This window comes from Actinoallomurus sp. NPDC050550, from assembly GCF_040655075.1.
Classification (GTDB): domain Bacteria; phylum Actinomycetota; class Actinomycetes; order Streptosporangiales; family Streptosporangiaceae; genus Actinoallomurus.
Genome location: NZ_JBFAJC010000005.1, coordinates 202,067 through 225,194, shown reverse-complemented (window position 1 = coordinate 225,194; position 23,128 = coordinate 202,067). Strand labels below are relative to the sequence as shown.

The window sequence follows — 23,128 nt, the reverse complement described above, 5'->3', positions numbered from 1 at the left end:
GTACGCATCGCGCCGAGGTGGGGTGCATCGTTCCTCCGTCACTTTGCCAGGGCCGCGCTGAGGAACTGGAGGATCTCAGCCTGGGCGGCATCGGCCTGTAGCTCATTATGCACGCACTGAGTGCATAGGCAAGTGCATAGGTTAGGCTGAGGCTCGACGAGAGGGGCGAGATGACGGGCCGAAGGCGATGGTCGACCGAGGAGATCCTGGACACGGCGGCGGAACTGCTGCGTGCGGGCGACGCCGAGTCGTTCAGCGTGCGCAAACTCGCCGCGGCGCTCGGGACCGACTCCTCCAGCCTCTATCGGCACTTCCGCAACAAGACCGAACTGCTGCGCGCGATCGCCGACCGGATCCTGCTGGCCGCCATGGACGGCTACCGCCCCGAGGGCGACTGGAAGCAGCGCGTCACCGCCCTGGCCCTGCGCGTGCGCGAAGCCTTCGGTGAGCAGCCCCAACTCGCCGCGGTATGGGGACGCTATGGGTCCGGCGGTACCGGATCCCGGCTGGTCATGGAGGAGGTGCTGCAGGCCCTGCGAGCGTCGGGCCTGCCCGACGAGGAGGTCCCGGCGCGCTACCACCGCATCGTGATCCTCATCGCCGCGCTGATCGCCTCCGAGGCCGGTATCAGCACCGTCACCCCCAAGGAGTACGAACAGGGCATGGAGCAGTTCAGGGTCGCGGTGCTCGGCGCCGACCCCGAGCGCTTTCCTGCCCTGGCCCACTTCGCCCGCGACATCCGCCCCCTCGGAGCAGACCGCCGCGCCGCGTTCGAGGAGATCCTCGCCGCCCAACTCGCCCACATCGAGGCCCAGATCCCCTGACGTGGCGGATCACGAGTGCTATGCGGTCGGGTCGCGCCGCATTGTCACTTCGCGGCGACTTCGAGAGGAGAGGGTCGTTTCGTACGTCCCGGAAAGCCGACGAGGCCGTGCTCGGGCGAAGCGCCACGGCGTACTCCCCGGGGAGTAGGCGGTCCATCGGCGGCCTACCGTGGTCGGCGCAGCGTCGCTGCATCTTCCCGCCCGATGACCGGCCGCCGGTCCTCCCGCGATCCTTCAGGGGAGCGAACGGGAGGCATCATGACAGCTCCATCGACCGCCCGGACGGCGAGGACGGCCCTGACCGTCCGAGGCGCGAAGAACGCCGACCGGGTCCGCCGCCGGTGGGCGGGTCTTCGCCGGATCGAGCGCGCCTGTCTGCTCATCGGCGCCCTGCTGATCGCTTCGGGCGTCTTCCACTTCGGGGTGTTCCTGGTCCGGGGCGGGCCGTGGGAGGGGCCGGTGTCGTGGCGCAAGCCGACGACGTTCGGCCTGTCGTTCGGGCTGACCCTGATCACGATCACGTGGGTCGCGTCGTACCTGACGCTGCGCCCGCGCGTACGGGCCTGGCTCCTCGGCGTCTTCGCGGCCGACTGTGTGCTGGAGGTCGCCGGCATCACGGTGCAGGCCTGGCGGCACGTCCCCTCGCACTTCAACACCGAGACGCCGCTGAGCACGGCGATCGCGATGAGCCTCGCCTTCGGCGGCGCGGTCCTCATCGCGGTGCTCGGCACCCTGGCGGTCGTCGCGTTCCGGGGCCGGACGAGCGGCCCGGCGGATCTGCGGCTGGCGCTGCGGGCGGGCTTCGGGCTGCTCATGGTCGGTTTGGCGACCGGCGCGGCGATGATCGCCAAGGGTGAGGTCCTGATCCGGTCGGGGCACCGGCAGGAGGCGTACGACACCGCCGGGTCGCTGAAGTGGGTGCACGGCATCACCCTGCACGCGGTCCTCGTCCTGCCCGCGCTCGCGGTGCTGCTCGGCGCTCTCGGCTGGGCACCGCGACGCCGGTCCAGGGCCGTGGCGGCCGCCGTCGCCCTGTACGTGGCCGCCGCCGTCGCGGCCCTGGTGATCTCTCTGATCCGGTGAGAGCGGCTTGACTTCAAGTCGGCTTGAAGCAGCAGGATGCCGCGCATGTCCACGAACTCTGACATCGACGCCCTCATCCGCCGTCTCGACACGGCCGACACCATGCCCGGCGCCGCCGACCTGCGGGCCCGCTCGTACGAGCTCCTCCAGCCGACCCTGGACGCTCTGGTCGTCGACGTCGGGTGCGGCGCGGGCCGAGCCGTCGTGGAGCTGACCGAGCGCGGCGCGAAGGCGGTCGGCGTCGACGCCAGTGAGCGGATGGTGGCGGTGGCGCGGAGGCGGTGGCCCGGAGCCGACGTCCGTCTCGCGGACGCCTACGGGCTGCCGTTCGGCGACGGCGAACTCTCGGGTTATCGAGCGGACAAGGTCTACCACGAGCTCGACGACCCGGACCGCGCCGCCGCCGAGGCCCGGCGGGTGCTCGCGCCGGGCGGGCGCGTCGTGCTCATCGGCCAGGACTGGGACGCCTTCGTCATCGACTCCGCCGACCCGGTGCTCACCCGGACCATCGCCCAGGCGAGGTCCGCCACGATCCCCGCTCCGCGCGTCGCTCGCCGCTACCGCAACCTGCTGCTCGACGCCGGGTTCGCGGACGTCACCGTCGAGGTACGGACCGCGGTGTTCACCGGTACGGCGATGCTGCCGATGCTCGACGGGCTCGCCGAGGCGGCGAAGGCGACGGGCTCGGTCGCGGGGGAGCAGGCCGACACCTGGATCGCCGAGCAGACCGAACGCGCCCAGGCGGACCGGATGCTCCTCGCCGTCCCGATGTTCGTGGCGGCCGCCCGGAGACCCTGAGCGCCGCCACCGTGGCCGCCGGGACGTTACCGTGGCCGGAGACCTTGAGGCGTCATCCGGTTACGCGCGCTTGCGGGCGAGTCCGCAGAAGAGGGCCACTTCCTCGGGCTCGCCCCACGGCTTCGCCTCGGGCCGCCATCGCGAGCAGGACACGACACCCGGCTTCAGCAGGTCCATCCCGTCGAAGAACCCCGCGATCTGCTCGGGTGTGCGCTGGGTCAGCTTGGGCGTGCCGAAACGGTTCCAGTACTCCACGGCGGCGTCCATCGCCGGGCCGTACGTGGTGTGGGAGATGGCCAGGTGGCTGCCGGCCGGTGCGGACTCCATGAGCCGCCGTACGATCGCGTACGCCTCGTCGAGGTCGGCGATGAAGTTGACGATGCCCAGCAGCATGATCGCGATCGGCCGGTCGAAGTCCAGGGTCTTGGCGGCGGCGGTCACGATCGCGTCCGGGTCGTGCAGGTCGGCGTCGACGTAGTCGGTGCTGCCCTCGGGGGTGCTCGTGAGCAGGGCCTGGGCGTGGACGAGCACGAGAGGGTCGTTGTCGGCGTACACGATCCGGGCCTCCGGCGCGACCCGCTGGGCGACCTCATGGGTGTTGTCGACGGTGGGCAGGCCGGTGCCGATGTCGAGGAACTGGCGGGTCCCCGCCTCCTCCGCGAGGTACCGCACGGCGCGCCCGAGGAACGCCCGGTCGGCCAGCGCGTACGTGATGATGCCGGGATGGAGCCGCTCGATCTCGTCGCCGACCTGGCGGTCCACCGGGTAGTTGTCCTTGCCGCCGAGCCAGTAGTTCCAGATCCGGGCGGAATGCGGCCGGGACGTGTCGATCTTCGGAGCCGGCCGCGACGGGGAAGTGTCGTCGGTCATGAAGACTCTCCTGGCGCAGTGGTCACGGGCATCGATCACACCGTAGGCCCGCCCCGTCGCAAACGCGACCATTTGCGCTAAGTTGTCACATCTGTCGAATTGCGGATCAAGATCACTATCTGCCGTTATATAGGCCGCATGCCCTCCGTGACTTGTGAATCGGAGTCATTTCCCGGGCGAGGCCGCCGAAAACGCGCCGCGGAACCCTATTCGTACAGTGCCAGATCGAGCACGATCGTCGTCATGACGATCAGCGTGCGGGCCGGTTCGGGTGCGGGGCCGGAGAACGTCACCTTGTAGTTGTCGGCCGGCGTGAGCCATTCCTTGACCGGCCCGGCCCAGGTCTTGCTCAGGTGGGCCATCCGCGCACCTGAGGGCCCGGTGACGTTGAAATGCTTGAGCGACAGCTCCCCGACGATCTCCGCCACGACCTGCTCCCGGTCGTCGGTGAGGCTGTAATGGCGGGTGGTCCCGGTCGCGAGGATCCGGCCGACCAGGCGGCCGTCCGGCTGATGCACCTCGCTGAGCCGCCCGTCCGGATGCCGGGTCAGGAGCAGGATCGGGTCTTCGTCGGCCGCCGTGACCGTGAGGATCCGGGCGCCCGCCGGCGGCGCGGTGGGAAGCGTCGCCCTCAGTATTTGCAGACGCGTGCGCTTGTCGGTTTCGGTGGCGGACGCCAGGCGGTTGCGCCTGTCGTCAAAGATCTCGTATTTCGCCTGGGTAGGCAGAATCTTTCCAGGCTGTCGCACCCGTACGACCGGGGAATCGAAGAGCACGTCCACACTCACCGAGTATGCCTCGTGAATTCGGCCGATCGGGGTTGCCGGGGCGCCTCATTCCGATCTCAGTGCGACCCCCGGCCATTCGAAAGTTCGGTGCCCGCCGGTCAGAACAGGGTCGGCGGCTCGGCCGGTGCCCGTATCGGCTCGGGCAGCGGCTCGACCTCGGGCAGCCGCGCCCGTACGTCCTCGTGGAACCGGCGGGCGAGCGACAACGCGTCGGCGTTGTCGGGCGTGTGGATGAACACGGTCGGCGAACGCCCTTCGCGCAGCCACCGGGCGACCTGGCCGACCCATCCCCGCCAGCCCTCGACCGTACGGTCGGCGGAGTCCCGGCCGATGTACCGGACGATGGGACGGTCGGTGAGGGCGACCGTACGTCGCGGCACGCGCGGTTTCTTCGTCCACGCGTCCCGTTCCATGTCGCTCGTCGGCGGGGTCTGGAAGAGGGTCGTCGTGTCGAAGGGGATCCACTCCGCGCCGACGCCGGCGAGCGCCTTCTCCAGGAGCCGCGCGGCGCTCTCGTTCTCGAAGAACGCGGGGTGACGGACCTCGACGGCGTACCGGTGCGAAGAAGGGAGCCGGCGCAGGAAGCCCGCCAGCACTCCGACGTCGGCCGGCGCGAACGCCGGCGGCAGTTGGATCCACAGGGCATGGGCGCGCGGCCCGAGCGGTTCGATCGCGTGCAGGAACGACCGCAGTTCCGCGCCGACGTCGCCGAGGCGGCGTTCGTGCGTGATCGACCTGGGCAGCTTCAGGACGAAGCGGAAGTCAGGATCGGTCTGGTCCGCCCAGGTCTGCACCGTGTCTCTCGCCGGAATGGCGTAGAAGGTGGTGTTCCCCTCGACCGCGTTGCACCAGGACGCATACGCCTTCAGCCGCTCCTGGGGAGGCAGCCGCTGGGGCAGGAAACGCCCCTGCCATGGCGCATGCGTCCACATCGCGCATCCCACATGAAGCCGCACGGACGCGACGCTACCCAAATTCCCGCGGTCCGTCAGAACATGGTGTTGTCGTTCTTGGAGGCGCTCGGGATGATCTGGAGGACGTCCCAGTGTTCGACGATCCTTCCGTTTGGGTCGAAGCGGAAGATGTCGATGCCGGCGTACTCCTCGTCGGGCCAGGTCTGGTGGCAGTGCAGGATGACGTGGTCGCCGTCGGCGAACGCGCGTTTGAACTCGACGTGCTTGCCGGGGTATTCGGCGGTCATGCGGTTGAAGTACTCGATGAACGCCTGCTTGCCGTCGGCGACGTGCGGGTTGTGCTGGATGTAGGCGTCGCCCGCGAACAGGTCGATGGCCTCGGCGGGTCGGTTCTGGTTGAACATCAGGTCGTAGAACGCCTTGGCGGTGGCCTTGTTGGTCTCCGGGTCGCTCATGGTGCTCCCTGCGGGTCGGGCGCCGGGTGTGGCGCGGTGAGTGCGTCGCCGCGCAAGGCATTGCGCACGGCATGGTCACTTACGACCCTGTGCTGCGCTTGCGACAATAAGAACAACGGTCAGCGTGGTGAATCGGAGATCGTCCATGGTCAATCGGCGACAAGTCGGTGTGCGTCAGATCGGGTATCGCCCGGCTGACGGCCGCCCGGTGGGGATCGAGGTCGTGACGCTGGCCGACATCAGCGGCCGGATCCCCGCCCACATGCTGGCCTCAGCGCATCGGGCGGACTTCCACACCCTCATCCTGATCACCGCCGGCAACGGCCATCACGAGATCGACTTCGTTCCCCACCCCGCCCGGCCCGGCACCCTGCTGTGGATACGACCGGGCCAGGCCCACCGCTTCCACCTCCCCGGCCACCTCGAAGGCATGGTCGTGCTGTTCACCGCCGATTTCCCGCCCGATCTCGGCGGTGCGGGGCCGCGCCTGTCCGACTGGCTCGCTTCCCCCTTCCGGCCGGCGGCCGAACCCGACCTCACCGCGATCTCCGCCACGATCGACCAGATCGCCGCCGAACGCTCCGCACCCATACCTGCGATGTCCGTCGCCCTGCTGCGCCACCTGCTGGCCGTCCTGCTCCTGCGGATCGACCGGCTGCCCACCGAGGACGTTCATCGCGTCGGATCCGCCACCGACGAACTCTTCGACCGGTTCCAGGCCGAACTCGAACGCTCCTACGCCATCACCCGTTCCGCCGAGCACTACGCCGCCCGCCTCGGCTACACCGTCAAAACCCTCACCCGCGCCTGCGTCGCCGCCACCGGCCACCCCGCCAAGCACCTCATCGACGCCCGCGTCGTCCTGGAGGCCAAACGCCTGCTCGCCTACACCGACAACCCCATCGCCGACATCGGCCGCAGCCTCGGCTTCGCCGACCCCACCAACTTCGGCAAGTTCTTCACCCGCCACACCGGCACCACGCCCGGCACCTTCCGCCAGACGCAGAAGACACCGACCTGAACCCATTGCCGACAGAGAGATCCCTTGACCCTGCCCACCAGGGCAAGGTCTAGGTTCGTCCTCATGGAGGACACGAGCGTCTTCGCAGGTAGGCAGCGGTGAGGATCGGAGAGCTCGCCCGGCGTGCCGGAGTGACCACCAAGACGGTCCGGTACTACGAATCGTTGGGGTTGATCACGCCGGAGCGGTTGCCCAACGGCTACCGGGACTACTCCGAGCACGATGTCCGGCTCGTCCGTGAGGCACGTGCGCTGAGCGAACTGGGGCTCCGGGTCGAACAGACCCGGCCGTTCCTGGAATGTCTGGCATCCGGCCGGGAGCACGCCGACGACTGCCCGGCCGCGCTGGCCGGTTACCGCGAGGCCATCACGGATCTCAACGCGCGGATCGAGGCGCTCACCGCGCGGCGGGACCTCCTCGTCCACCACCTGCGACAGGCCGCCTACCGCGGCAGCGCGGTGAGCGATCCCTCCGACGAAAGGATTGTCATGCACGACTGGACCAGAATTCCGGCGGACCTGCCGCGGCCACAGGACGACGGCGCGGCGGATCACCTGCCGGGTCTCGCCGTCCCCTCGCTACGGCTGCCGAGCACGACCGGCGACGTGATCGACCTCGCCGAACTCGGACGGACGGGCCGGTCGATCCTCTACTGCTACCCCCTCACGGGCAGGCCGGACACCGATCTGCCCGAGGGCTGGGACGCCATTCCCGGGGCCCGCGGTTGCACACCGGAGGCGTGCGGTTTCCGCGACCACCACGGCGAACTGAGGGCGGCCGGGGTGAGCAGCGTGTTCGGGCTGTCCAGCCAGGACACCGACTACCAGCGCGAAGTCGTCGACCGGCTCAACCTGCCATTCGCCATGCTGTCCGACACCGGCTTCCGGCTCGCCGACGCGTTCGACCTGCCCACCTTCCACGCCGGCGGGTCCCGGCTCTACAAGCGCCTGACGCTCGTCATCCGCGGCGGACGGATCGAGCACGTCTTCTACCCGATCTTCCCGCCCGACCAGCACGCTCAGGAGGTGCTGCGCTGGCTGCACGCCGATCCCGTCGGTTGAGCGGCCGATCCCGTCGGGGGTCCGCTTGACGTTGCCCATGGGGGCAAGGTTTAGGTTGCCGATCATGGATCACGCATCGAGGGGCACGAGCGGGCGCAGCTCGGATGGCAGCGCGGGGGACGCGGACTACGGCCGGATCGGCATCGGCTACACCGACTACCGTCGGCCGGACGGCCGCATCGCGCGGTCCATCGCCGACGCTCTGGGCGACGTGCGGTCCCTGGTGAACGTCGGTGCGGGCGCCGGCGCGTACGAGTCCGTGGCGCCGCGGGTCACGGCGGTGGAGCCGTCGGAGTCCATGCGCGCCCAGCGCCCCGCCCACCTGCCGCCGGCCGTCGACGCCACGGCCGAGAACCTGCCGTTCGCCGACGACGCCTTCGACGCCGCGATGACCACGTTCAGCGTCCACCAGTGGAGCGACCTGAAGGCCGGCCTGCGGGAGATGCGGCGCGTCGCGCGCGGGCCCGTCGTCGTCCTGACCTGCGACCCGGACCTGGTGCGCGACTTCTGGCTGTACGAATACGCGCCGCTCGTCCTGGACACCGAGGCGCGGCGCTATCCGGCGATCGGCGACATCGCCGACGCGCTCGGCGGTGAGGTGTCCGTGCGGCCGGTGCCCATCCCCGCCGACTGCACCGACGGTTTCAACGAGGCGTACTACGCGCGACCGGAGCGACTGCTCGACCCCGGGGCGCGGCAGGCGTGCTCGGCGTGGAGCTTCGTCGAATCGGAGCTGTGCGAGCAGTACGTGGAGCGGCTCCGGGGCGACCTTCGCTCGGGAGCCTGGGATGAACGCCACGGTGCCCTGCGCGGTCAGCCGTCCCTGAACGGCTCACTTGTCGTCGTACGTGCGATTCCGGTGGGATGACGGGATGCTGAGCACATCGCTGGGAGACGACGCCGAACTGCGTCCGTTGGAGCCGTGGCAGGCGGCCGAGTTCGCCGCATTCGCAGACCGGGTACGGGCCGCGCTCAAGCCGTGGATCCCGTGGGCGTACACCGTCGTCGACGAGAAGTCGGCCCGCGCCTACCTGCAGGGTTATGCCGACCGTCAGGCCGCCGACGGCGCTCGCATCTTCGGCCTGTACGTCTCGGGCGTTCTGCAGGGCGGCGTCATCTTCCGCACCTTCAACGCCGCCCAGGGCGTCTGCGAGCTCGGTGTCTGGCTCGCCCCGGAGGCACGCGGCAGGGGTCTGGTCAACCGTGCCTGCCGTGTGCTCATCGACTGGGCGATCGACGTACGAGGGATGGTCCGCGTCGAGTGGTTGTGCGACCCTCGTAACGAGGCGAGCATCGCCGCTGCCCGGCGCCTCGGCTTCACCCACGAGGGCACTCATCGCAAGGCCTTCCACCTCGACGGCGAGCATCGTGACGTCCAGGTCTGGGCCATCGTCACCTGAGTCCCTCGGGGCGGGCGCGTGTCCGGGTGGCTCGCACCCACGCCGCCTCGGCCGACCGGGCTCTCGTCCGGAGCCCGCAGTTCCAGGAGGAATCATGGCCTCTCGGCTGAACCCATATCTCAGCTTCAACGGCAACGCCCGCCAGGCGATGGAGTTCTACGCCGGCGTGTTCGGCGGCAACCTCTTGTCCAACACCTTCGCCGAGTTCGGCGCCGCGGACTCACCCGACGCCGACCGGATCATGCACGCGATGCTGGAGACCGACGCCGGGTACACGATCATGGGCGCCGACGTCACCAGCGAGATGGAGTACCAGCCCATGACGGGCGTCTCGCTGAGTCTCAGCGGCGACGACGCCGACCGGCTGCGCGGCTACTGGGAGAAGCTGTCCGCGAGCGGGACGATCAGGATGCCGCTGGAGAAGCAGGCCTGGGGCGACCAGTTCGGCATGTGCGTCGACCGGTTCGGCGTCTCGTGGATGGTCAACATCGGCCAGTCGGCAGAGTAGTCGCACCGTACTCCCGCATCCGCCGCCGCTGCTCGACGCGCCGATCCGACGGGATCAGTCCCGAGGGTCGGTTCGGGTGGTGGCGGCGGACAGGAGGGCGAGCGCGGCCTGGCGGGCGTGCTCGCCCGCGCCGGCCGCCTCGTGATACGCGGCGACGACGGTCGCTCCTTCGACGAGCATGAGCAACTGCCGTCCCAGGGTGTGCGGGTCGGCGGCCCCGGCGCGCCCGGCGATGCCGGTCAGGAGTTCGAGGTAGCGGTCCAGGTGTCGCGCGGTGATGGCGCGCACGGCCTCGACGTGGTGCTGGGCGGCCGCGTTCAGCATCGCGCAGCCGCGGAAGACCGGGTCGTCGTACCACTGCTGGAGCGCGTCGAACACCGCGGCGAGCTGGTCGGCGGGGTCCTGCCCGGCGGCCGCGACGCCCTCGGCCAGCCACCGGGTCACCCGCTCGCTGCGCGCCTCCAGCATGGCCTGTACGAGCCCGTCCTTGGTGCCGAAGTGCCGGTAGAGCGTCTCCTTGGAGACGCCGAGGCGGGTGCACAGCTCGGCGACGCCGATGCCGTCGAGGCCGCGCTCGTACAGCATCGGGGTGGCGGCTTCCAGGATGGCGGCGCGGGTGCGCGCCGGGTCGATGGTCGAGCCCTTGGGGACCGGCATGGCATAGATGGTACCGCTCGGTTCGATTAACTGTTATCGTCCAGGTCGTACCGACCGGTTCGATCTGGGGGCTGTCATGCCGGATCTCCGCGCTGGGCCGAGGAGGCCCACGGCACGGTCGTGGTGCTTAGACCTGCTGGGTGGGGCGTACGAGGAGTTCGGCGACGGCGACGTGCCGGGGGCGGGTGACGATGTAGCCGACGGTGTCGGCGATGTCCTGGCTCTCGAGCCGTTCGATGTCGCCGAGGGCGGCGTCGATCTGCTGCTGGATGACGTCCGGGTTGTGGGTGCGGAGTTCGGTGTCGACGCTGCCCGGCTCGACGACGGAGACGCGGACGTGCTGGCGTGCGAGTTCCTGGCGCAGCGCCTCGCTGAAGGCGCCGACGCCGAACTTGGTGGCGGAGTACACGGCGAACATGGCGTGGGCACCGCGGCCGGCGAGTGAGCCGATGTTGACGATGTCGGCGACCTGGCGCGGCTTGTCGGCGGCTGCCTTGACCAGGTGGGGGACGGCTGCGTGGGTGGTGTACATCAGGCCCATGAGGTTGATGTCGATCATGCGGCGCCAGTCGTTGAGGTCCGCGCCGGGGGCGGGGCCGAGCAGCATGAGGCCGGCGTTGTTGACCAGGGTGTCCAGGCGGCCCAGGCCTTCGACGGTCCGCTCGACCGCTTGTGCGGCGGCTTGGGCGTCGGTGATGTCGGCGGGTACGACCAGGGCCTGCCCGCCGGCACGGGAGATTTCCGCGGCGAGGTCGGTGAGCCGGTCCTCGCGCCGTCCGGCCAGGGCGACGGAGGCGCCCTGGCGGGCGAGTTCCAGGGCGGTGGCGTGGCCGATGCCGCTGGAGGCCCCGGTGACCAGGGCGACGGTTCCGTCTAGACGACGAGTCATGGGTTCAAGCCTTTCGACGAACGGCCGCGTTGCTGTAGGCCGTACGGGATGGGGAGATCGACGGGCGTCGGGCCCTTTCCAGGACCTGTTTCACCAAGCGTGAGGCGGCTGAACGTCATGCTTCCTTGAGGAGGCGGATGAGCATCTTGCCGGTGTTGGCGCCCTTGAGCAGGCCGAGGAATGCTTCGACGGTGTTGTCGATGCCGTCGACGATGGTCTCTTCGTACTGGAGCGAACCGTCGTTCAGCCATCCGGCTGCGAGCTGGGCGTACTCGGCGGCGAGGTCCTGGTGGTCACCGACGATGAAGCCGCGCAGAGTGAGCCGCTTGCCGATCGCCTGGAACAGGTTGTCCGGGCCGGGCGGCGGAGTGGCGGCGTTGTAGATGGAGATCGCGCCGCACAGAGCGATGCGGCCGTTGGGGTTCATCGCATTGATCGCGGCGCGTAGGTGGTCGCCGCCGACGTTGTCGAAGTAGACGTCGATGCCGTCCGGGGCGGCGAGCGCGAGCTGGCCGTCCAGGTCACCGGCCTTGTAGTCGATGGCGGCGTCGTAGCCGAACTCCTCCACCAGCCGCTTGGCCTTGACCGGGCCTCCAGCGGAGCCGATCACCTTCGCCGCGCCGAAGTACTTGGCGACGCGGGCGGCGATGATGCCGACCGCGCCGGCCGCACCGGAGATGAACACGATATCGCCCTCCTTGACCGGAGCGACGCGCTTGAAACCCGCGTAAGCGGTCAGGCCGACCATGCCGAGCGCGCCGAGGTAGGCCTGCGCGGGGACGATCGAGGTGTCGAGGACCTGAACCGCGGCGGCGTCGACGATCGCGTACTCCCGCCAGCCGAGGAAGTGCAGCACGATCGCTCCGAGCGGGACCTGGTCGGCGTTGGAGGCGATCACCTCGCCGACCGCCGCGCCCTGCAGCGGCTCGCCGATCTGGAACGGCGGCACGTAGGACTTGGCGTCCCTCATGCGACCGCGCATGTAGGGGTCGACCGACATCCAGGTGTTGCGGACCAGGACCTGGCCAGGGCCCGGTTCGCCGACCGGGACGTCGGCTACCGAGAAGTTCGCCGAGGTCGGTTCGCCCACCGGGCGGGAGGCGAGGCGGATCTCGCGGCTTGTTTCAGACATGGCAGTACTCCGGGTGTGAACAACGATTGGCGGATGTAGCCCGCCGGGCGGGTTGGAGGAGGCCGTCGATGAGAGCTTCGGAACGACCGCCGACAGCCGGTCGGCAGGAACGGTCAGCCCAGGTGCTTGAGCAGTTCGGCGGCGAGCGGGCCGGACGCCATCGGGTTCTGGCCGGTGACAAGGTTGCCATCGATGACCACGTTCGGCGTCCACGGGGCCGCGACCTGCACGTCCGCGCCGATGGCATTCAGCCGGTCCTCCAGCAGCCAGATCGCCTTGTCGGCCAGGCCACCCAGGCGTTCCTCCTCATTGGAAAAGGCTGTGATCTTCCGGCCGGCGAAGGCCGAGGTGCCGTCGGCGCGGTTGGCGGCCAGCAGCGCGGCCGGTGCGTGGCACACCACGCCCAGCGGCTTGCCCGACTCCAACGCCTCGACCAGCAGGCGACCCGAGGTGGCATCGACCGTCAAGTCCTCCATCGGACCGTGGCCGCCGGGGTAGAACACCGCCGCGTAGTCGGCCAGATCGACCTCCTCCAGCTTCAGCGGCGACGCAAGACCGGCGATCCCGTCCAACTCGGGGGCGACGTCGCGGCCACCGTTGACCTCCGGCGCGAGGCTGCCCGCGTCGGCGACCGGGACCACGCCGCCCGGCGTGGCGAAGACGACCTCATGGCCCGCCTGTGTGAACGTCTTGTACGGAGTCAGGAGCTCCTCGGCCCAAAAACCGGTCGGATGCCGGGTGCCGTCATTGAGCGTCCAATAGGTCGCACCGGTCACCACGAAAAGAATCTTGGACATCAGGGTCTCCTTGGAAGTCGTTGAACCGGCAGCTCAACGTTCTGCGATCAGATCGTCGATCCGCCGGTTACCTCAAGCTAAGACCCGTACTCGCAGCTGCAAAATAGACTCTTCTAGGTGAGCGATAGAAAATCCAATGGGCCGTTGGACCTCGCGCAGCTGCGGACCTTCCTGGCCGTCTACCGCGCCGGTTCCCTGACCGCCGCAGCCCGGCTCGTCGGGCTCTCGCAGCCGACGGTGACGACCCAGCTGCGCGCCCTGGAAGATCACATGGGCCGCCAGCTGTTCGAACGGCTGCCCCGCGGCGTGACACCCACCCCCGCGGCCGACGACCTGGCCGCCCGGCTCGCCGCACCGATGGACGCCCTGGAGGCGATCGCCGGCGGTGGCACCCTCGATAAGGCGGTGCCCGAGCCCCCGGTGCTTCTGGCCGGGCCCGCGGAGTTCCTGGCCGCCGCCGTCGTTCCCAGCCTCGGCCCGCTGCTGGAGAAGGGCGTCCGGCTCCGTATCACCACCGGCCTGTCAGAAGATCTCCTCGTTGGCCTTCATGCCGGCCGCTACGACCTCGTCGTCTCCACGATCCGGCCGCGCGGCCGAGCCCTGACCTCCGAACCGCTCGCCGACGAGGACTTCGTGCTCGTCGGCGCCCCCGGTTGGACCGACCGCATCGACCACGATCTCCTCACCCGCGACGGCCCCGCCGCCCTCGCCGACGTCCCCCTCATCTCCTACGCCGACGACCTGCCCATTCTTCGCCGCTACTGGCGACACGTGTTCGACACCCGCCTGGTCGCCGAGCCCGTCCTGGTCATCCCCGACCTCCGAGCGGTCAAAGCCGCCGCCGTCGCAGGCCTCGGCGTCACCGTTCTCCCTCGCTACCTGTGCGGCCCCGAACTCGCCAACGGTACGCTCCGGCTCCTCCTCGACCCCGAGGACGCCCCCATCAACACCGGCTTCCTCGCCCAGCGCAGCGGCGCCCACCCTCTCCCCCACGTCGCCCTCGTCCGCGACCACCTTCTCCAGGTGACACACCCATGCTGATCCGCAGACAGATGACCGGGAACAACACGGGCCGGCCCGGCCGCAACCAACTCGCAGCAGGCATGGCCCAGGTCGTCTACCGGTGACGGAGTCACAGGCCATGACCAGGCCGAAGACAGTTCGGCATTGACATTATGCAGGTAAATACCTGCATAATGGTCTCGTGAGCCTCGAAGCGATGGACTCGGTCTTCAAAGCGCTGGCCGATCCCACCCGACGACTCCTGCTCGACCGTCTGCGCGAGCACAACGGCCAGACGCTGCGTGAGCTGTGCGAGCGGCTGAACATGGCGCGCCAGTCGGCGACACAGCATCTCGACATCCTCGAGCGCGCCAACCTCGTGACCGTCGTACGGCGCGGACGGGAGCGGCTCCACTACCTCAACCCGGCGCCGATCCACGAGATCGAGGAGCGCTGGATCTCGGAGTTCGACAAGCCCCGTCTGCAGGCGATCAGCGCCATCAAGAACCAAGCAGAGGAGTACGCCATGACCGACGCACCCACCACCGTGCCGACCTACGTCTACGTCACCTACATCCGCGCGAGCGCGGAGCAGGTGTGGAAGGCGCTGACGGACGCGGACCTGACGGCGCGCTACTGGGGACACGCGAACGTCTCGGACTGGCAGCCGGGCTCGACCTGGGAGCACCGACGCGTCGACGGATCAGGCGCCGTCGACGTCGTGGGCCGAGTGCTTGAAACCGAGCCCCCGACGCGCCTGGTCATCACCTTCGACGACGTCCCCGATGCCGAGCGAGAGCCGTCGGTCGTCACCTTTCTCGTCGAGCCGCACCACGACATCGTCCGCCTCACCGTGACCCACGAGAAGCTCCCCAACCTGGAGATGCTCGGCGGTATCTCGCAGGGCTGGCCGGCGGTGCTGGCGAACCTCAAGTCGCTTCTCGAGACCGGCGACGTCCTCCCGCAGGCGCCATGGGAGATGTCCGGCGCGCACGCCTGAGACGGCGGCCGCCACAGCAATCCACCACGAGAGAAGACATGATGGACAACGCCCCGATTCGGGACGCCTACCGCGCCCTGCTGGACGCCGCCGCCACGGTGGCCGACTCGGACACGCGCCCCGTCCCGCCGGCCGGCGAATGGAACGCCGACCAGATCCTGGCGCACGTCACCCTCATCAACGCCGCCACCCTCGCCGCCGTCTCCTCGATCGCTGCGGGAGCGAACACGACGTACGACAACCGCACGGCGCTCGACGCCTGGACCATCGAACGCGTCATCACGCTCACCGGCGGCAACGCGGGACTTCGGGACCGCATCCGCATCCAGGCGGACGCCCTCTGCGCACTCGGCGGACCGATGCTCAGCGACGCCGAACTCGACGCCCTGGTGCCCACCCGGCTCCTCTCCAACGGCAGAGTTCTGGCCGATCAGTGCGTGTCGCTGAGGGACCTCATCACGGGCCTCGCAGAAGCGGAACTGCCCGGCCACACGGAACAACTCCTGGCCCTGCTCCCGGAAGGCGCCAGCGCCGTAGCGTGACCTTCCTCCGGACGCCGGTCCGCTCGTGGGCTCAGTGCCCCTGCGCTGCTTCACGCGGAGCGGCACTGACCCTGGGGCCGACGGTGTGTACCGGTCCGGGACTTCGGGCGGTACGGAGATGGACGGCGGACAGTGCGATGGCGGTCAGCTGTCGCCGGTACCGCAACTGGTGCGGATGACCGGGCTGGTCGCGGGAGAGTCTCCGACCGATGAGTCGTCGGCTGTGCCCCCGATGGGAAGACGGTCATCATCGAGTTCGATCGCGACCGCCAGGCGATAGGTGTACGTTCCGACTCTTCCACGTGGACACCCCACGGAGATCGGCTGACCCGTCTGGTTCTGATCCGCAGTCCAGTGTGTCTCCTGCAAAGAGGTGTAGGGACGCATGCCGTCCCAGCTGTCCCGCTGGATCTCGTACCGCTGGCGCATCCGGTGCGGGCGGCCGGAGCATCGGGTCGAAAAGCCCGCACCATGAATTCGGGCGCGTGACTTGCCGCCGCCGACCACGATCTCTCCCGACTCCTGGATCTTGTCCACGGTAGTGGTGCACCACCAGCCCTTGACCCGCACGATCCGTTCGTCGTCGCAGTCGTTCGGGTTCCACGGGTGGCGGAAGTCCGCTCTTCGTCGAGCCCCGGGGGTCCGTGGCGCCGCATCGACGTCGCCGACCGTCATCCGAACGGCACCGTCCGAGGTCTCCTCGGCCCGCCACGCCAGCTTCGTCACGCTGGGGCTGGGACGCGGGGTGGGTTTCGGCGACCGTGTCGCGCAGGCTGCGGCGTGATCCGGCAGCACCGGATCACCAGGGCGTGCCGGTGAACATCCCGCGCCGAAGAGAACGGCAGCGGCCAACCATGCAATAGATATTGCGGTCCGTCGGGACATGCGGACTTCGACGGTCGAGGTCTTCGCGTCGTTCCGGTGCGTCTCGGGGCTTCGGGCCGGAGACGCTTCTCGCGGTCGTGGAGCTGGAGGCTCTTACGCGCTGCTTCGGGATACTTGCGGATAAGGCGGTCGAGTTGGGTGAGCTCACACGCCGCCGTCATGGCGGGCAGCCCGAGCCGGTCGATGGCGGCGTTGAACGCCCGGACCGACTCCAGGGTCGCCCGAGCGATCGAGTCGGTGACCTCCTGAGGCTCGGTCACGGCCGCCGCCTGATCGGTACGGCGACGACGCGGGCGATGGCGTCCACGAGATCGTCGACCTCGTCCGGGGTGAGGATGCGTGCGGAGTCGTTTCCGGCGGCGATCGGCTTGCCCCAGGACCACCACCATCGGAGGTCTCCGTCGCTGTCGGAGCGGCATTCGACCTCTTCGGTGAGAAAGTGGGAGCTCGCGATAATCCGGACCTTTGCCCCGTACTGCTCCGCACGCATCCCTGCCTCCTGGCAGGCCTGCGCGAGCCACTTCGCGAATGCGCTCATCTCTTCGCTCGTGTGCGGCCTCATTGGCTAATCTCCTAGCGTGAGATTGTTGCTACACAGCGTGGTGGTGAGAGATTAAGCTGTGAAAGGCTAAGGCCCCGTCGCTCGTGCGTGAAGTCCCGAGAGCCATTCACATGAGGATGTGAACCCCCAATGGCACCGAAACGAGAGACAGCGCTCGACGCGTGGGGTAGGGAGTTGGCCTACGCCTGCGAAGCGGCTGGCCTGGCCGGCAAACAGCTCGCCGAAACGCTGCACGTCGCGCCCTCCACCGTGAGCCAGTGGATGAACGGCCGCCGTACGCCGCATCTGGACGACGTCGAGCGCTGCGATGAGGCGCTCAGCACCAACGGCTATCTCGCCCGGTACTTCAAAAAGTGGGTGACGCGAGAGATCCCGTCTGAGTGGGCTGGTCGGTGGCGGGAGGCGGAGGCTCGCGCGAACCTGCTTCAAAGTTATGATCCGTCATCGATTCCCGGCCTGCTCCAGACACCCAACTACATTCGCGCGATTCTTCGGCATAATCGGCACTCGCCGATCGCTATTGATGAGCGGGTGCGCCGCAGATTGGAGCGGCGATCGGTTCTCGACGATGAGAGCCCGCCGATGTGCATTTTCGTCATCGACGAACACGCACTACGACGCATGGTCGGCGGACGCGACGTTATGATCGAGCAATTAAGGCAGCTGTGCGACCTGGCGATGCGACCCAACATCGTCATCAAGATCGTGCCTTCCGGTGCCGACTATTTTGTGTCAACACCGTTCATGATCGCGAGGCTCGACGGGGTGGACCTCGTCAATCTGGATGACGCCCTCATCGGGCGCATTATCGAAGGGGGCGCTGAAGTAGTCGAGATGGCAAAAATCTGGGAAGATATTCGAGAGGCGGCGCTACCGCCCCAAGATTCTGTTGCGCTAATGGAGAAGGTGACGGAAGAGTGGGAGCTCTGACCTGGCGAAAGTCATCTGATTCGGGCTCTAATGGCGGACAGTGTGTGGAGGTCGCTGTCGTTGAGAAGGAGCGTTCGGTGTCAGGCGCCTGAGCCTGTTTGAAAGATCGGCCAGCCGATCTCGGTGTGCCATTGGGAGGTGTCGGGGGTGTCGCGCTGGCCGACGAGGTAGTACTCGCGGATGGGGCCGTCGACGGCGAGGGCATGGCGCGTCACGTACGAGGCGAGGGTGCCGTAGGCGCGGTCGACATCGCTGGGAGGTCCCGCGTGGGTGATGACCGCGAGTTCGGCCGGTGGCACGACCAGGGAGGTGACCCGGCCTACCGAGCGGATCTCGCGGGTGCAGGGCACGAAGATCGTTACTTGCCCGCGGTGGTCGGTGAACAGTTCGTCGGCGTAGATTCCGCCCGCGTGCCCTCTGGGTGACGCGTTCTGCGCGGTCAGGGTCGCGTACAGCTCGCCGAGGGCGCCCTGGAGCCAGGAGGCGGAGTCCTCCGCGTCGACGACCTCGCTGATCGCCGCGGCGGGGGTCGACGGGACGCTGCGCAGTTCGATGCCGGCCGGGAGGTCGGCCGGGGGAGGCGCGAGGAGGTCGCGCAGTGAGGTGACGGCGCGCTGGGTGCGACCGAGTTCTTCTTCCAGGTGGTTCAGGTGCGCGCTGATCCGGTCGTTGCGGGTCCGCAGGTCGGGGGCGGTCAGCACGGCCTGGATCTCCTCCAGCGGCATGTCCAGGTCCCGGAAGCGGCGGATGACCTGGGCGGTGGGGATCTGCTCGGGGGTGTAGCGGCGGTAGCCGGTGTGCGGGTCCACGGCGGCGGGCTCGAGCAGCCCGATGCGGTGATAGTGGCGCAGCGTCTTCACCGTCATGTGGGTGGCACGGGAGAAGTCGCCGATGGACAGGTACCTCAGCATGGGCTCCATTGTGCGGCCTCCCCTTGGGGGAGAGTTTCGCCCGTGTTCCGGCTTGACCCTTCCGCTGTGGCAGCGGTGAACGTTGCCTCCACGGCCACATCGGCCGGCGGAAAGGACGGACAGCCATGGTGGAAATGACCGCATCGAAGACATCGACCATCGATCCCGAACAGATCGTCGGCCGCTACGTGGCCGTGTGGAGCGAACCCGACCCCGAATCGCGACGCCGGGCCATCGCCGGCCTTTGGGCGCCCGACGGCGTGGAGTTCGTCGAGGGCGTGCAGTTCCGTGGGCACGAGGAGCTCCACGCCAGAATCACCGAGGCCTATCGGCAATTCGTGGAGAGCGGCGAATACGCAGTCACGTCGGCCGATGACGTGACCGTCCATGGCGACATCATCACCCTCACCGTCCAATTGATCCCCCAAGGCGGCGACGAGGCCGCCTGGGCCGCCCGCGTCTTCCTCATCCTCGATGAAGACGGCCTGATCCGGCAGGACTACCACCTGACCGTGAAACCCCTCGCCCCCCAGTAGGACCGGCCCGACGGGCGGCTCCGGGGCCGGGCATCGCGCTCCCGCCCGGAGCCGCCCGGTTCACCCATCACCAGGAGTCCCGGGATCCTCTCGGCCCGTTCCTGGCCATCCCACCTGGCGAACCGTCTCACCGGAGGGCCGAGAGGCCGGTGTCCCCGGATCCTCCCGGCCCGTTCCTGGCGATTCCAGCAGGTGAACTGGCCATCCCAGCAGGGACTGTCCGTATCACCAACCGAGTGGGTGCTCCTTCGTGTACGCCGTGCGCCTACCGCTCGTGGACCGTGTAGGTCAGGTGGGTTACCCGCTGCGTCGGCTCCGTGCGGACCGGCTCCAAGGCCACGCGGCCCGCGTCCACGCCCTCGAACAGGCGGATTCCGGAGCCGAACAGCACGGGTGAGAGCGCGATCGTGAACTCGTCGATCAGGCCGGCGTTCACGTACTCCAGGATCGTTGCGCCGCCGCCCGCGATGCGGACGTCTCGGTCGCCGGCGGCCTCGCGGGCCTGGTCGAGCGCGGTTTCGATGCCGTCGTTGACGAAGTGGAAGGTGGTCCCGCCCGGCCGCTCCCATGGGTCGCGCTTCTCGTGCGTCACGACGAAGACCGGCGTGTGGAACGGCGCCTCCTCCGGCCACATCTGCTCGCCGGCGTCGAACATGCGCTTGCCCATGACGCTCGCGCCGGTGCGCTCGAACGTCTCCCGCACGATGTCGTTGTCGCGTCCTTCCTCGCCGCCCTCGCCGAGCTTCAGGTTCTCCCGGAAGAACCGCTGCGGGAATATCCACTGCTGCAGTTCCGTCCACTGCCGCCCCATCAAGTCCCCGAGAGACCCGGGCGCGATGAACCCGTCCAGCGACATCGACACACTGAAGAACACTTTCCCGGCCATCAGCGGCTCTCCTGCTTCTGGGTGATCTCGGCGACGTAGGCAGCCAGGTTGCTCAGGGTCTGCTGGCCGCCTTCGACCGCGTGGTACTTCTCGACCGCTTCGTCGCGCAGTTCTTTGGTGGGGAACACCGTGTGCATCTCGATACGGGTCGCCGCACCGTCGGGCTCGAACGTGAGGACCGACTCGAAGGCGTTCGGGTCACCGCGGAACTCACCGTGCAGCAGCGCGATCCGCTCCGGCCGGGCGATCTCGGTCCAGGTGATCCACTCCTGGTAGTCCGTCCCGTCCGGTCCGTGCATCACGAAGTCCCACTCCCCACCGGCGCGGAACTCGAACGCCCGCGTGGTGGTGGTGAACCCCTCCGGTCCCCACCACCGCGACAGGTGCCGCACCTCGGTGAACGCCTCGAACACCAGCTCCCGTGGGGCGTCGATGACCCGGGAGATCACGATCTCGCGGTCGGCCGTCGCGGACTGCGCCGGCGCTCCTCGTCCCGTCGCGCTCATCAGCTACTCCTCCTGCCTTGCCTGCTTGAGGTCCTGCACGTACGCGTCCAGCCGGTCGAAGCTCTCGTTCCAGAACCGCTCGAACCCGCCGGTCCACTCGTGAACCGGTCGCAGCCCGCGGGCGTCAAGGCCGTACAGACGCTGCTTGCCTGCCTTGCGGTCCCGCACCAGCCCGACCTCCCGGAGCACCCGCAGGTGCTTGGACGCCCCCGGCTGGGTCATCCCCAGCTCCTGGGCCAACTCGGTCACCGGCCGCTCACCCGCCCGCAGCAGTACCAGGATCTCCCGGCGCTGCGGCTCGGCGATCGCGTTGAAGACGTCCGACGTCGTCGCTGCTCGTGCCATGTCGTCATCATATGCCCATATCGGCATACGTCAGACGCCGGCAAGGTGTGGTCCGGCTGACCGTCGCCGCGGGAGCGCTCGGGATGGGCCGGTGCCGGTGTCCACCGACACCTTCGGGGTCTCCGCGGAAAGACCCGGGCTAGGACGGATGCCGGAGCCCGTCCAGGATGAGGGCGAGAAGATGCTCGCGCCGGGCGGCGATGGACGGGGCCTGGTCGGCGATCCAGCTAACGGCGTTGACGAGCGCGAACAGGTCCGTCCCGTCCACGTCCGGGCGGATGAACCCGGCCTCCTGGGCGTTCGCGAGCAGACGGCCTGCGGCCTGCCGCATCGCCAGGCATGACGCGTGCAACGAGGAGTCCGCATCCTCCAGGGTCGCCATCATCGATGCCCCGAGGCCTCGATAGGCGGTGGTGCCGGACGCGAAGTCGCCCAGCCACTCCACGAGGGCTTCGCCGGGCGCGTGGGTGTCCTCGAGTGACGCGGCCTTCGCGGCGAGGCGGTCGAACCCTTCGCCGAGGAGCGTTTCGAGTAGTTCCTCGCGGGTCGGGAAGTGGCGGTAGAGCGTTCCCAGGCCGACGCCGGCGCGGCGTGCGATGTCGCGGAGTGAGGCCTGCGTTCCCTGCTCCGCCACGACGGTGCGTGCCACCTGGAGGATGCGCGTGCGGTTGCGCTGCGCGTCGACGCGTTGCGCACGCGGCGTTGGGGTGGCGGGCGTCGCCTTCTCGGTCACGGGACCATCCTGAGCGTTGACAACCGGAGCAGTGCTCCGGATATATTCCGGAGCACTGCTCCGCATCTTAGGCGGGGCCGGAACCGACGACCAGTCGACGACAGGGGAGCGACCATGCCGAGACAGACGATGATGGCCGTCCGCGTGCACGTGTTCGGCGGCCCAGAGGCCCTGGTGTACGAGGAGGCGCCGCTGCCCGAACCGGAACCCGACGAGGTGCTGATCCAGGTGCACGCCGCCGGGCTGAACCCGGCCGACTGGTACGCCCGGGCGGGGTTCGCGAACCTGCCGGAGGCGATGCGGCCGTCGTTGCCGCTGCCCTTCACGCCGGGCGAGGAGGTCTCCGGCGTCGTCGTCGCGGTCGGCCCGGAGGTTGCCGAGTGGGAGGTGGGCGATGAGGTGTTCGGCCTGGTGCGCTTCCCCCAGCTGGACAACAACGGCCGGGGTTACGCCGAGTACACCACCGCGCCCGCGTCCAGTCTCGCGCGCAAGCCGGCGGGTATCGGCCATGTCGAGGCCGCCGGGATGCCGCTGGCCGGGCTCACCGCCTACCAGTACCTGTTCGACCACGTACGGCTCGAACCGGACAAGACCGTCCTGGTCAACGGTGCCGCCGGCGGCGTGGGCCACTTCCTCGTACAGCTCGCCAAGACCAAGAACGCCCAGGTCATCGGTGTAGCCTCCGGGCGGCACGAAGGATTCCTGCGCGAGCTGGGCGTCGACCGGTTCATCGACTACACCACCACGACCGTCGAGGACGTCGTACGCGGCGTCGACCATCTCTTCGACACGGTCGGAGGTCCGCACGGGCACCGGTTCCTCTCGGTGGTCGAACCCGGCGGCACGATCAGCCCGGTCTTCTACGGCGAATACCGCCGCGAACGCGCGGCCGAGCTGGGCATCACCTTCCGAGGAAGTCAGGTTCATTCCGACGGACCGCAGATGGCCGAGCTCGCGCGTTTGGTCGACGCCGGCCGCCTGCGCGCCGGGATCGACAGCGTCTTCCCACTGATCGACGCCCCCAAGGCTCACGAGCGCGCAGAACAGGGACACGTCCAGGGCAAGATCGTCCTGCGCGTCATCGACGAGTAGA

30 protein-coding genes are annotated in these 23,128 nt (G+C 68.8%); 15 read left to right on the top strand and 15 right to left on the bottom strand.

All coding sequences use genetic code 11. The features are described from left to right. The first annotated feature begins 170 nt into the window (after positions 1 to 170). The 3 genes from AB0I04_RS09405 to AB0I04_RS09395 all read left to right on the top strand — a co-directional run bounded on the left by AB0I04_RS09405 (position 171) and on the right by AB0I04_RS09395 (position 2,705). The gene (locus AB0I04_RS09405; RefSeq protein WP_360881439.1) at positions 171 to 824 is read left to right on the top strand and encodes a TetR/AcrR family transcriptional regulator; all 654 of its coding nucleotides are present in this window, start codon (positions 171 to 173) and stop codon (positions 822 to 824) included. A 258-nt stretch (positions 825 to 1,082) separates the two neighbouring features. Further along, positions 1,083 to 1,907: a hypothetical protein gene (locus AB0I04_RS09400; protein ID WP_360881437.1), complete on the top strand. Its 825-nt coding sequence runs from the start codon at positions 1,083 to 1,085 to the stop codon at positions 1,905 to 1,907. 45 nt (positions 1,908 to 1,952) lie between these two features. Beyond that, positions 1,953 to 2,705: a methyltransferase domain-containing protein gene (locus tag AB0I04_RS09395; RefSeq protein WP_360881435.1), complete on the top strand. Its 753-nt coding sequence runs from the start codon at positions 1,953 to 1,955 to the stop codon at positions 2,703 to 2,705. Between the two features lie 60 nt (positions 2,706 to 2,765). On the opposite strand, the gene AB0I04_RS09390 is transcribed toward AB0I04_RS09395, so the two are convergent. The 4 genes from AB0I04_RS09390 to AB0I04_RS09375 form a co-directional block, all read right to left on the bottom strand. Further along, entirely contained in the window at positions 2,766 to 3,575 is an 810-nt protein-coding gene (locus AB0I04_RS09390; RefSeq protein WP_360881433.1) for an SAM-dependent methyltransferase, read from the bottom strand. A 206-nt stretch (positions 3,576 to 3,781) separates the two neighbouring features. Continuing rightward, positions 3,782 to 4,357 (bottom strand): phospholipid scramblase-related protein, encoded by a 576-nt coding sequence (locus tag AB0I04_RS09385; RefSeq protein ID WP_360881431.1) that lies wholly within the window; start codon positions 4,355 to 4,357, stop codon positions 3,782 to 3,784. 104 nt (positions 4,358 to 4,461) lie between these two features. Then, on the bottom strand, positions 4,462 to 5,319 hold the full coding sequence (locus AB0I04_RS09380) for a DUF72 domain-containing protein (protein WP_360881429.1): 858 nt from the start codon (positions 5,317 to 5,319) through the stop codon (positions 4,462 to 4,464). A 32-nt stretch (positions 5,320 to 5,351) separates the two neighbouring features. Continuing rightward, a complete protein-coding gene (locus AB0I04_RS09375; RefSeq protein ID WP_360881427.1) occupies positions 5,352 to 5,732 on the bottom strand; it encodes a nuclear transport factor 2 family protein in 381 nt (126 codons plus the stop codon). A gap of 208 nt (positions 5,733 to 5,940) precedes the next feature. Between AB0I04_RS09375 and AB0I04_RS09370 the strand changes: the two genes are divergently transcribed. The 5 genes from AB0I04_RS09370 (at position 5,941) to AB0I04_RS09350 (ending at position 9,722) form a co-directional block, all read left to right on the top strand. Then, positions 5,941 to 6,753 carry a helix-turn-helix transcriptional regulator gene (locus AB0I04_RS09370; protein ID WP_360881425.1) on the top strand — a complete coding sequence of 271 codons (813 nt, stop codon included), beginning with the start codon at positions 5,941 to 5,943 and terminating at the stop codon, positions 6,751 to 6,753. 98 nt (positions 6,754 to 6,851) lie between these two features. After that, the gene (locus tag AB0I04_RS09365) at positions 6,852 to 7,814 is read left to right on the top strand and encodes a MerR family transcriptional regulator (RefSeq protein WP_360881423.1); all 963 of its coding nucleotides are present in this window, start codon (positions 6,852 to 6,854) and stop codon (positions 7,812 to 7,814) included. A 64-nt stretch (positions 7,815 to 7,878) separates the two neighbouring features. Continuing rightward, entirely contained in the window at positions 7,879 to 8,682 is an 804-nt protein-coding gene (locus AB0I04_RS09360) for a class I SAM-dependent methyltransferase (protein WP_360881421.1), read from the top strand. Between the two features lie 4 nt (positions 8,683 to 8,686). After that, positions 8,687 to 9,214 carry a GNAT family protein gene (locus tag AB0I04_RS09355; protein WP_360881419.1) on the top strand — a complete coding sequence of 176 codons (528 nt, stop codon included), beginning with the start codon at positions 8,687 to 8,689 and terminating at the stop codon, positions 9,212 to 9,214. 94 nt (positions 9,215 to 9,308) lie between these two features. Beyond that, positions 9,309 to 9,722 (top strand): VOC family protein, encoded by a 414-nt coding sequence (locus tag AB0I04_RS09350; RefSeq protein ID WP_360881417.1) that lies wholly within the window; start codon positions 9,309 to 9,311, stop codon positions 9,720 to 9,722. A gap of 54 nt (positions 9,723 to 9,776) precedes the next feature. On the opposite strand, the gene AB0I04_RS09345 is transcribed toward AB0I04_RS09350, so the two are convergent. The 4 genes from AB0I04_RS09345 to AB0I04_RS09330 all read right to left on the bottom strand — a co-directional run bounded on the left by AB0I04_RS09345 (position 9,777) and on the right by AB0I04_RS09330 (position 13,197). Next, the gene (locus AB0I04_RS09345; RefSeq protein ID WP_360881415.1) at positions 9,777 to 10,379 is read right to left on the bottom strand and encodes a TetR/AcrR family transcriptional regulator; all 603 of its coding nucleotides are present in this window, start codon (positions 10,377 to 10,379) and stop codon (positions 9,777 to 9,779) included. A gap of 127 nt (positions 10,380 to 10,506) precedes the next feature. Further along, positions 10,507 to 11,268: an SDR family NAD(P)-dependent oxidoreductase gene (locus AB0I04_RS09340; protein ID WP_360881413.1), complete on the bottom strand. Its 762-nt coding sequence runs from the start codon at positions 11,266 to 11,268 to the stop codon at positions 10,507 to 10,509. 115 nt (positions 11,269 to 11,383) lie between these two features. Continuing rightward, a complete protein-coding gene (locus AB0I04_RS09335; protein WP_360881411.1) occupies positions 11,384 to 12,400 on the bottom strand; it encodes an NADP-dependent oxidoreductase in 1,017 nt (338 codons plus the stop codon). A gap of 113 nt (positions 12,401 to 12,513) precedes the next feature. Then, the gene (locus AB0I04_RS09330) at positions 12,514 to 13,197 is read right to left on the bottom strand and encodes a type 1 glutamine amidotransferase domain-containing protein (protein ID WP_360881409.1); all 684 of its coding nucleotides are present in this window, start codon (positions 13,195 to 13,197) and stop codon (positions 12,514 to 12,516) included. Between the two features lie 117 nt (positions 13,198 to 13,314). Here AB0I04_RS09330 and AB0I04_RS09325 point away from each other — a divergent pair, with 117 nt between their 5' ends. The 3 genes from AB0I04_RS09325 (at position 13,315) to AB0I04_RS09315 (ending at position 15,741) form a co-directional block, all read left to right on the top strand. Next, positions 13,315 to 14,238: a LysR family transcriptional regulator gene (locus AB0I04_RS09325; RefSeq protein WP_360881407.1), complete on the top strand. Its 924-nt coding sequence runs from the start codon at positions 13,315 to 13,317 to the stop codon at positions 14,236 to 14,238. Between the two features lie 163 nt (positions 14,239 to 14,401). Beyond that, the gene (locus AB0I04_RS09320; protein ID WP_360881405.1) at positions 14,402 to 15,199 is read left to right on the top strand and encodes a metalloregulator ArsR/SmtB family transcription factor; all 798 of its coding nucleotides are present in this window, start codon (positions 14,402 to 14,404) and stop codon (positions 15,197 to 15,199) included. A 38-nt stretch (positions 15,200 to 15,237) separates the two neighbouring features. Further along, on the top strand, positions 15,238 to 15,741 hold the full coding sequence (locus tag AB0I04_RS09315) for a hypothetical protein (RefSeq protein WP_360881403.1): 504 nt from the start codon (positions 15,238 to 15,240) through the stop codon (positions 15,739 to 15,741). A 144-nt stretch (positions 15,742 to 15,885) separates the two neighbouring features. Here AB0I04_RS09315 and AB0I04_RS09310 read toward each other — a convergent pair whose 3' ends face one another. Together AB0I04_RS09310 and AB0I04_RS09305 are read right to left on the bottom strand one after the other, a co-directional pair. Then, positions 15,886 to 16,467, bottom strand: a complete 582-nt coding sequence (locus AB0I04_RS09310; protein WP_360881401.1) for a hypothetical protein — start codon at positions 16,465 to 16,467, stop codon at positions 15,886 to 15,888. 415 nt (positions 16,468 to 16,882) lie between these two features. Beyond that, positions 16,883 to 17,164, bottom strand: a complete 282-nt coding sequence (locus AB0I04_RS09305; protein WP_360881399.1) for a hypothetical protein — start codon at positions 17,162 to 17,164, stop codon at positions 16,883 to 16,885. Between the two features lie 153 nt (positions 17,165 to 17,317). Here AB0I04_RS09305 and AB0I04_RS09300 point away from each other — a divergent pair, with 153 nt between their 5' ends. Then, complete coding sequence (locus AB0I04_RS09300; protein ID WP_360881397.1) at positions 17,318 to 18,118, top strand: helix-turn-helix transcriptional regulator; 801 nt, start codon at positions 17,318 to 17,320, stop codon at positions 18,116 to 18,118. Continuing rightward, positions 18,106 to 18,210, top strand: a complete 105-nt coding sequence (locus AB0I04_RS09295) for a DUF397 domain-containing protein (protein WP_360881395.1) — start codon at positions 18,106 to 18,108, stop codon at positions 18,208 to 18,210. The genes AB0I04_RS09300 and AB0I04_RS09295 overlap by 13 nt, the downstream gene beginning before the upstream one ends. On the opposite strand, the gene AB0I04_RS09290 is transcribed toward AB0I04_RS09295, so the two are convergent. Then, a complete protein-coding gene (locus tag AB0I04_RS09290; RefSeq protein ID WP_360881393.1) occupies positions 18,199 to 19,029 on the bottom strand; it encodes a MerR family transcriptional regulator in 831 nt (276 codons plus the stop codon). The genes AB0I04_RS09295 and AB0I04_RS09290 overlap by 12 nt on opposite strands. 125 nt (positions 19,030 to 19,154) lie before the next feature. Here AB0I04_RS09290 and AB0I04_RS09285 point away from each other — a divergent pair, with 125 nt between their 5' ends. Next, on the top strand, positions 19,155 to 19,565 hold the full coding sequence (locus AB0I04_RS09285) for a nuclear transport factor 2 family protein (RefSeq protein WP_360881391.1): 411 nt from the start codon (positions 19,155 to 19,157) through the stop codon (positions 19,563 to 19,565). Between the two features lie 265 nt (positions 19,566 to 19,830). Here the strand turns inward: AB0I04_RS09285 and AB0I04_RS09280 are convergent, their stop codons facing one another. From AB0I04_RS09280 to AB0I04_RS09265, 4 genes are all read right to left on the bottom strand, one after another. Continuing rightward, complete coding sequence (locus AB0I04_RS09280) at positions 19,831 to 20,451, bottom strand: dihydrofolate reductase family protein (RefSeq protein ID WP_360881389.1); 621 nt, start codon at positions 20,449 to 20,451, stop codon at positions 19,831 to 19,833. Next, positions 20,451 to 20,957 carry an SRPBCC family protein gene (locus AB0I04_RS09275; RefSeq protein ID WP_360881387.1) on the bottom strand — a complete coding sequence of 169 codons (507 nt, stop codon included), beginning with the start codon at positions 20,955 to 20,957 and terminating at the stop codon, positions 20,451 to 20,453. Before AB0I04_RS09275 ends, AB0I04_RS09280 begins: the two co-directional genes overlap by 1 nt. A 3-nt stretch (positions 20,958 to 20,960) precedes the next feature. After that, positions 20,961 to 21,302, bottom strand: coding sequence for a metalloregulator ArsR/SmtB family transcription factor (locus AB0I04_RS09270; protein WP_075033765.1), 342 nt, complete (start codon positions 21,300 to 21,302; stop codon positions 20,961 to 20,963). Between the two features lie 139 nt (positions 21,303 to 21,441). Beyond that, positions 21,442 to 22,035 (bottom strand): helix-turn-helix domain-containing protein, encoded by a 594-nt coding sequence (locus AB0I04_RS09265; protein WP_360881385.1) that lies wholly within the window; start codon positions 22,033 to 22,035, stop codon positions 21,442 to 21,444. Positions 22,036 to 22,149: 114 nt separating this feature from the next. Between AB0I04_RS09265 and AB0I04_RS09260 the strand changes: the two genes are divergently transcribed. Then, complete coding sequence (locus AB0I04_RS09260) at positions 22,150 to 23,127, top strand: NADP-dependent oxidoreductase (RefSeq protein WP_360881383.1); 978 nt, start codon at positions 22,150 to 22,152, stop codon at positions 23,125 to 23,127. Position 23,128 lies beyond the last annotated feature (1 nt).

Bases quoted from the DNA above. Each gene is read 5' to 3' on its own strand.
- AB0I04_RS09405 (WP_360881439.1), top strand. From the start codon at position 171: ATGACGGGCCGAAGGCGATGGTCGACCGAGGAGATCCTGGACACGGCG.
- AB0I04_RS09400 (WP_360881437.1), top strand. From the start codon at position 1,083: ATGACAGCTCCATCGACCGCCCGGACGGCGAGGACGGCCCTGACCGTC.
- AB0I04_RS09395 (WP_360881435.1), top strand. From the start codon at position 1,953: ATGTCCACGAACTCTGACATCGACGCCCTCATCCGCCGTCTCGACACG.
- AB0I04_RS09390 (WP_360881433.1), bottom strand. From the start codon at position 3,575: ATGACCGACGACACTTCCCCGTCGCGGCCGGCTCCGAAGATCGACACG.
- AB0I04_RS09375 (WP_360881427.1), bottom strand. From the start codon at position 5,732: ATGAGCGACCCGGAGACCAACAAGGCCACCGCCAAGGCGTTCTACGAC.
- AB0I04_RS09360 (WP_360881421.1), top strand. From the start codon at position 7,879: ATGGATCACGCATCGAGGGGCACGAGCGGGCGCAGCTCGGATGGCAGC.
- AB0I04_RS09355 (WP_360881419.1), top strand. From the start codon at position 8,687: ATGCTGAGCACATCGCTGGGAGACGACGCCGAACTGCGTCCGTTGGAG.
- AB0I04_RS09350 (WP_360881417.1), top strand. From the start codon at position 9,309: ATGGCCTCTCGGCTGAACCCATATCTCAGCTTCAACGGCAACGCCCGC.
- AB0I04_RS09345 (WP_360881415.1), bottom strand. From the start codon at position 10,379: ATGCCGGTCCCCAAGGGCTCGACCATCGACCCGGCGCGCACCCGCGCC.
- AB0I04_RS09340 (WP_360881413.1), bottom strand. From the start codon at position 11,268: ATGACTCGTCGTCTAGACGGAACCGTCGCCCTGGTCACCGGGGCCTCC.
- AB0I04_RS09335 (WP_360881411.1), bottom strand. From the start codon at position 12,400: ATGTCTGAAACAAGCCGCGAGATCCGCCTCGCCTCCCGCCCGGTGGGC.
- AB0I04_RS09330 (WP_360881409.1), bottom strand. From the start codon at position 13,197: ATGTCCAAGATTCTTTTCGTGGTGACCGGTGCGACCTATTGGACGCTC.
- AB0I04_RS09315 (WP_360881403.1), top strand. From the start codon at position 15,238: ATGATGGACAACGCCCCGATTCGGGACGCCTACCGCGCCCTGCTGGAC.
- AB0I04_RS09305 (WP_360881399.1), bottom strand. From the start codon at position 17,164: ATGAGCGCATTCGCGAAGTGGCTCGCGCAGGCCTGCCAGGAGGCAGGG.
- AB0I04_RS09300 (WP_360881397.1), top strand. From the start codon at position 17,318: ATGGCACCGAAACGAGAGACAGCGCTCGACGCGTGGGGTAGGGAGTTG.
- AB0I04_RS09290 (WP_360881393.1), bottom strand. From the start codon at position 19,029: ATGCTGAGGTACCTGTCCATCGGCGACTTCTCCCGTGCCACCCACATG.
- AB0I04_RS09285 (WP_360881391.1), top strand. From the start codon at position 19,155: ATGGTGGAAATGACCGCATCGAAGACATCGACCATCGATCCCGAACAG.
- AB0I04_RS09280 (WP_360881389.1), bottom strand. From the start codon at position 20,451: ATGGCCGGGAAAGTGTTCTTCAGTGTGTCGATGTCGCTGGACGGGTTC.
- AB0I04_RS09275 (WP_360881387.1), bottom strand. From the start codon at position 20,957: ATGAGCGCGACGGGACGAGGAGCGCCGGCGCAGTCCGCGACGGCCGAC.
- AB0I04_RS09270 (WP_075033765.1), bottom strand. From the start codon at position 21,302: ATGGCACGAGCAGCGACGACGTCGGACGTCTTCAACGCGATCGCCGAG.
- AB0I04_RS09260 (WP_360881383.1), top strand. From the start codon at position 22,150: ATGCCGAGACAGACGATGATGGCCGTCCGCGTGCACGTGTTCGGCGGC.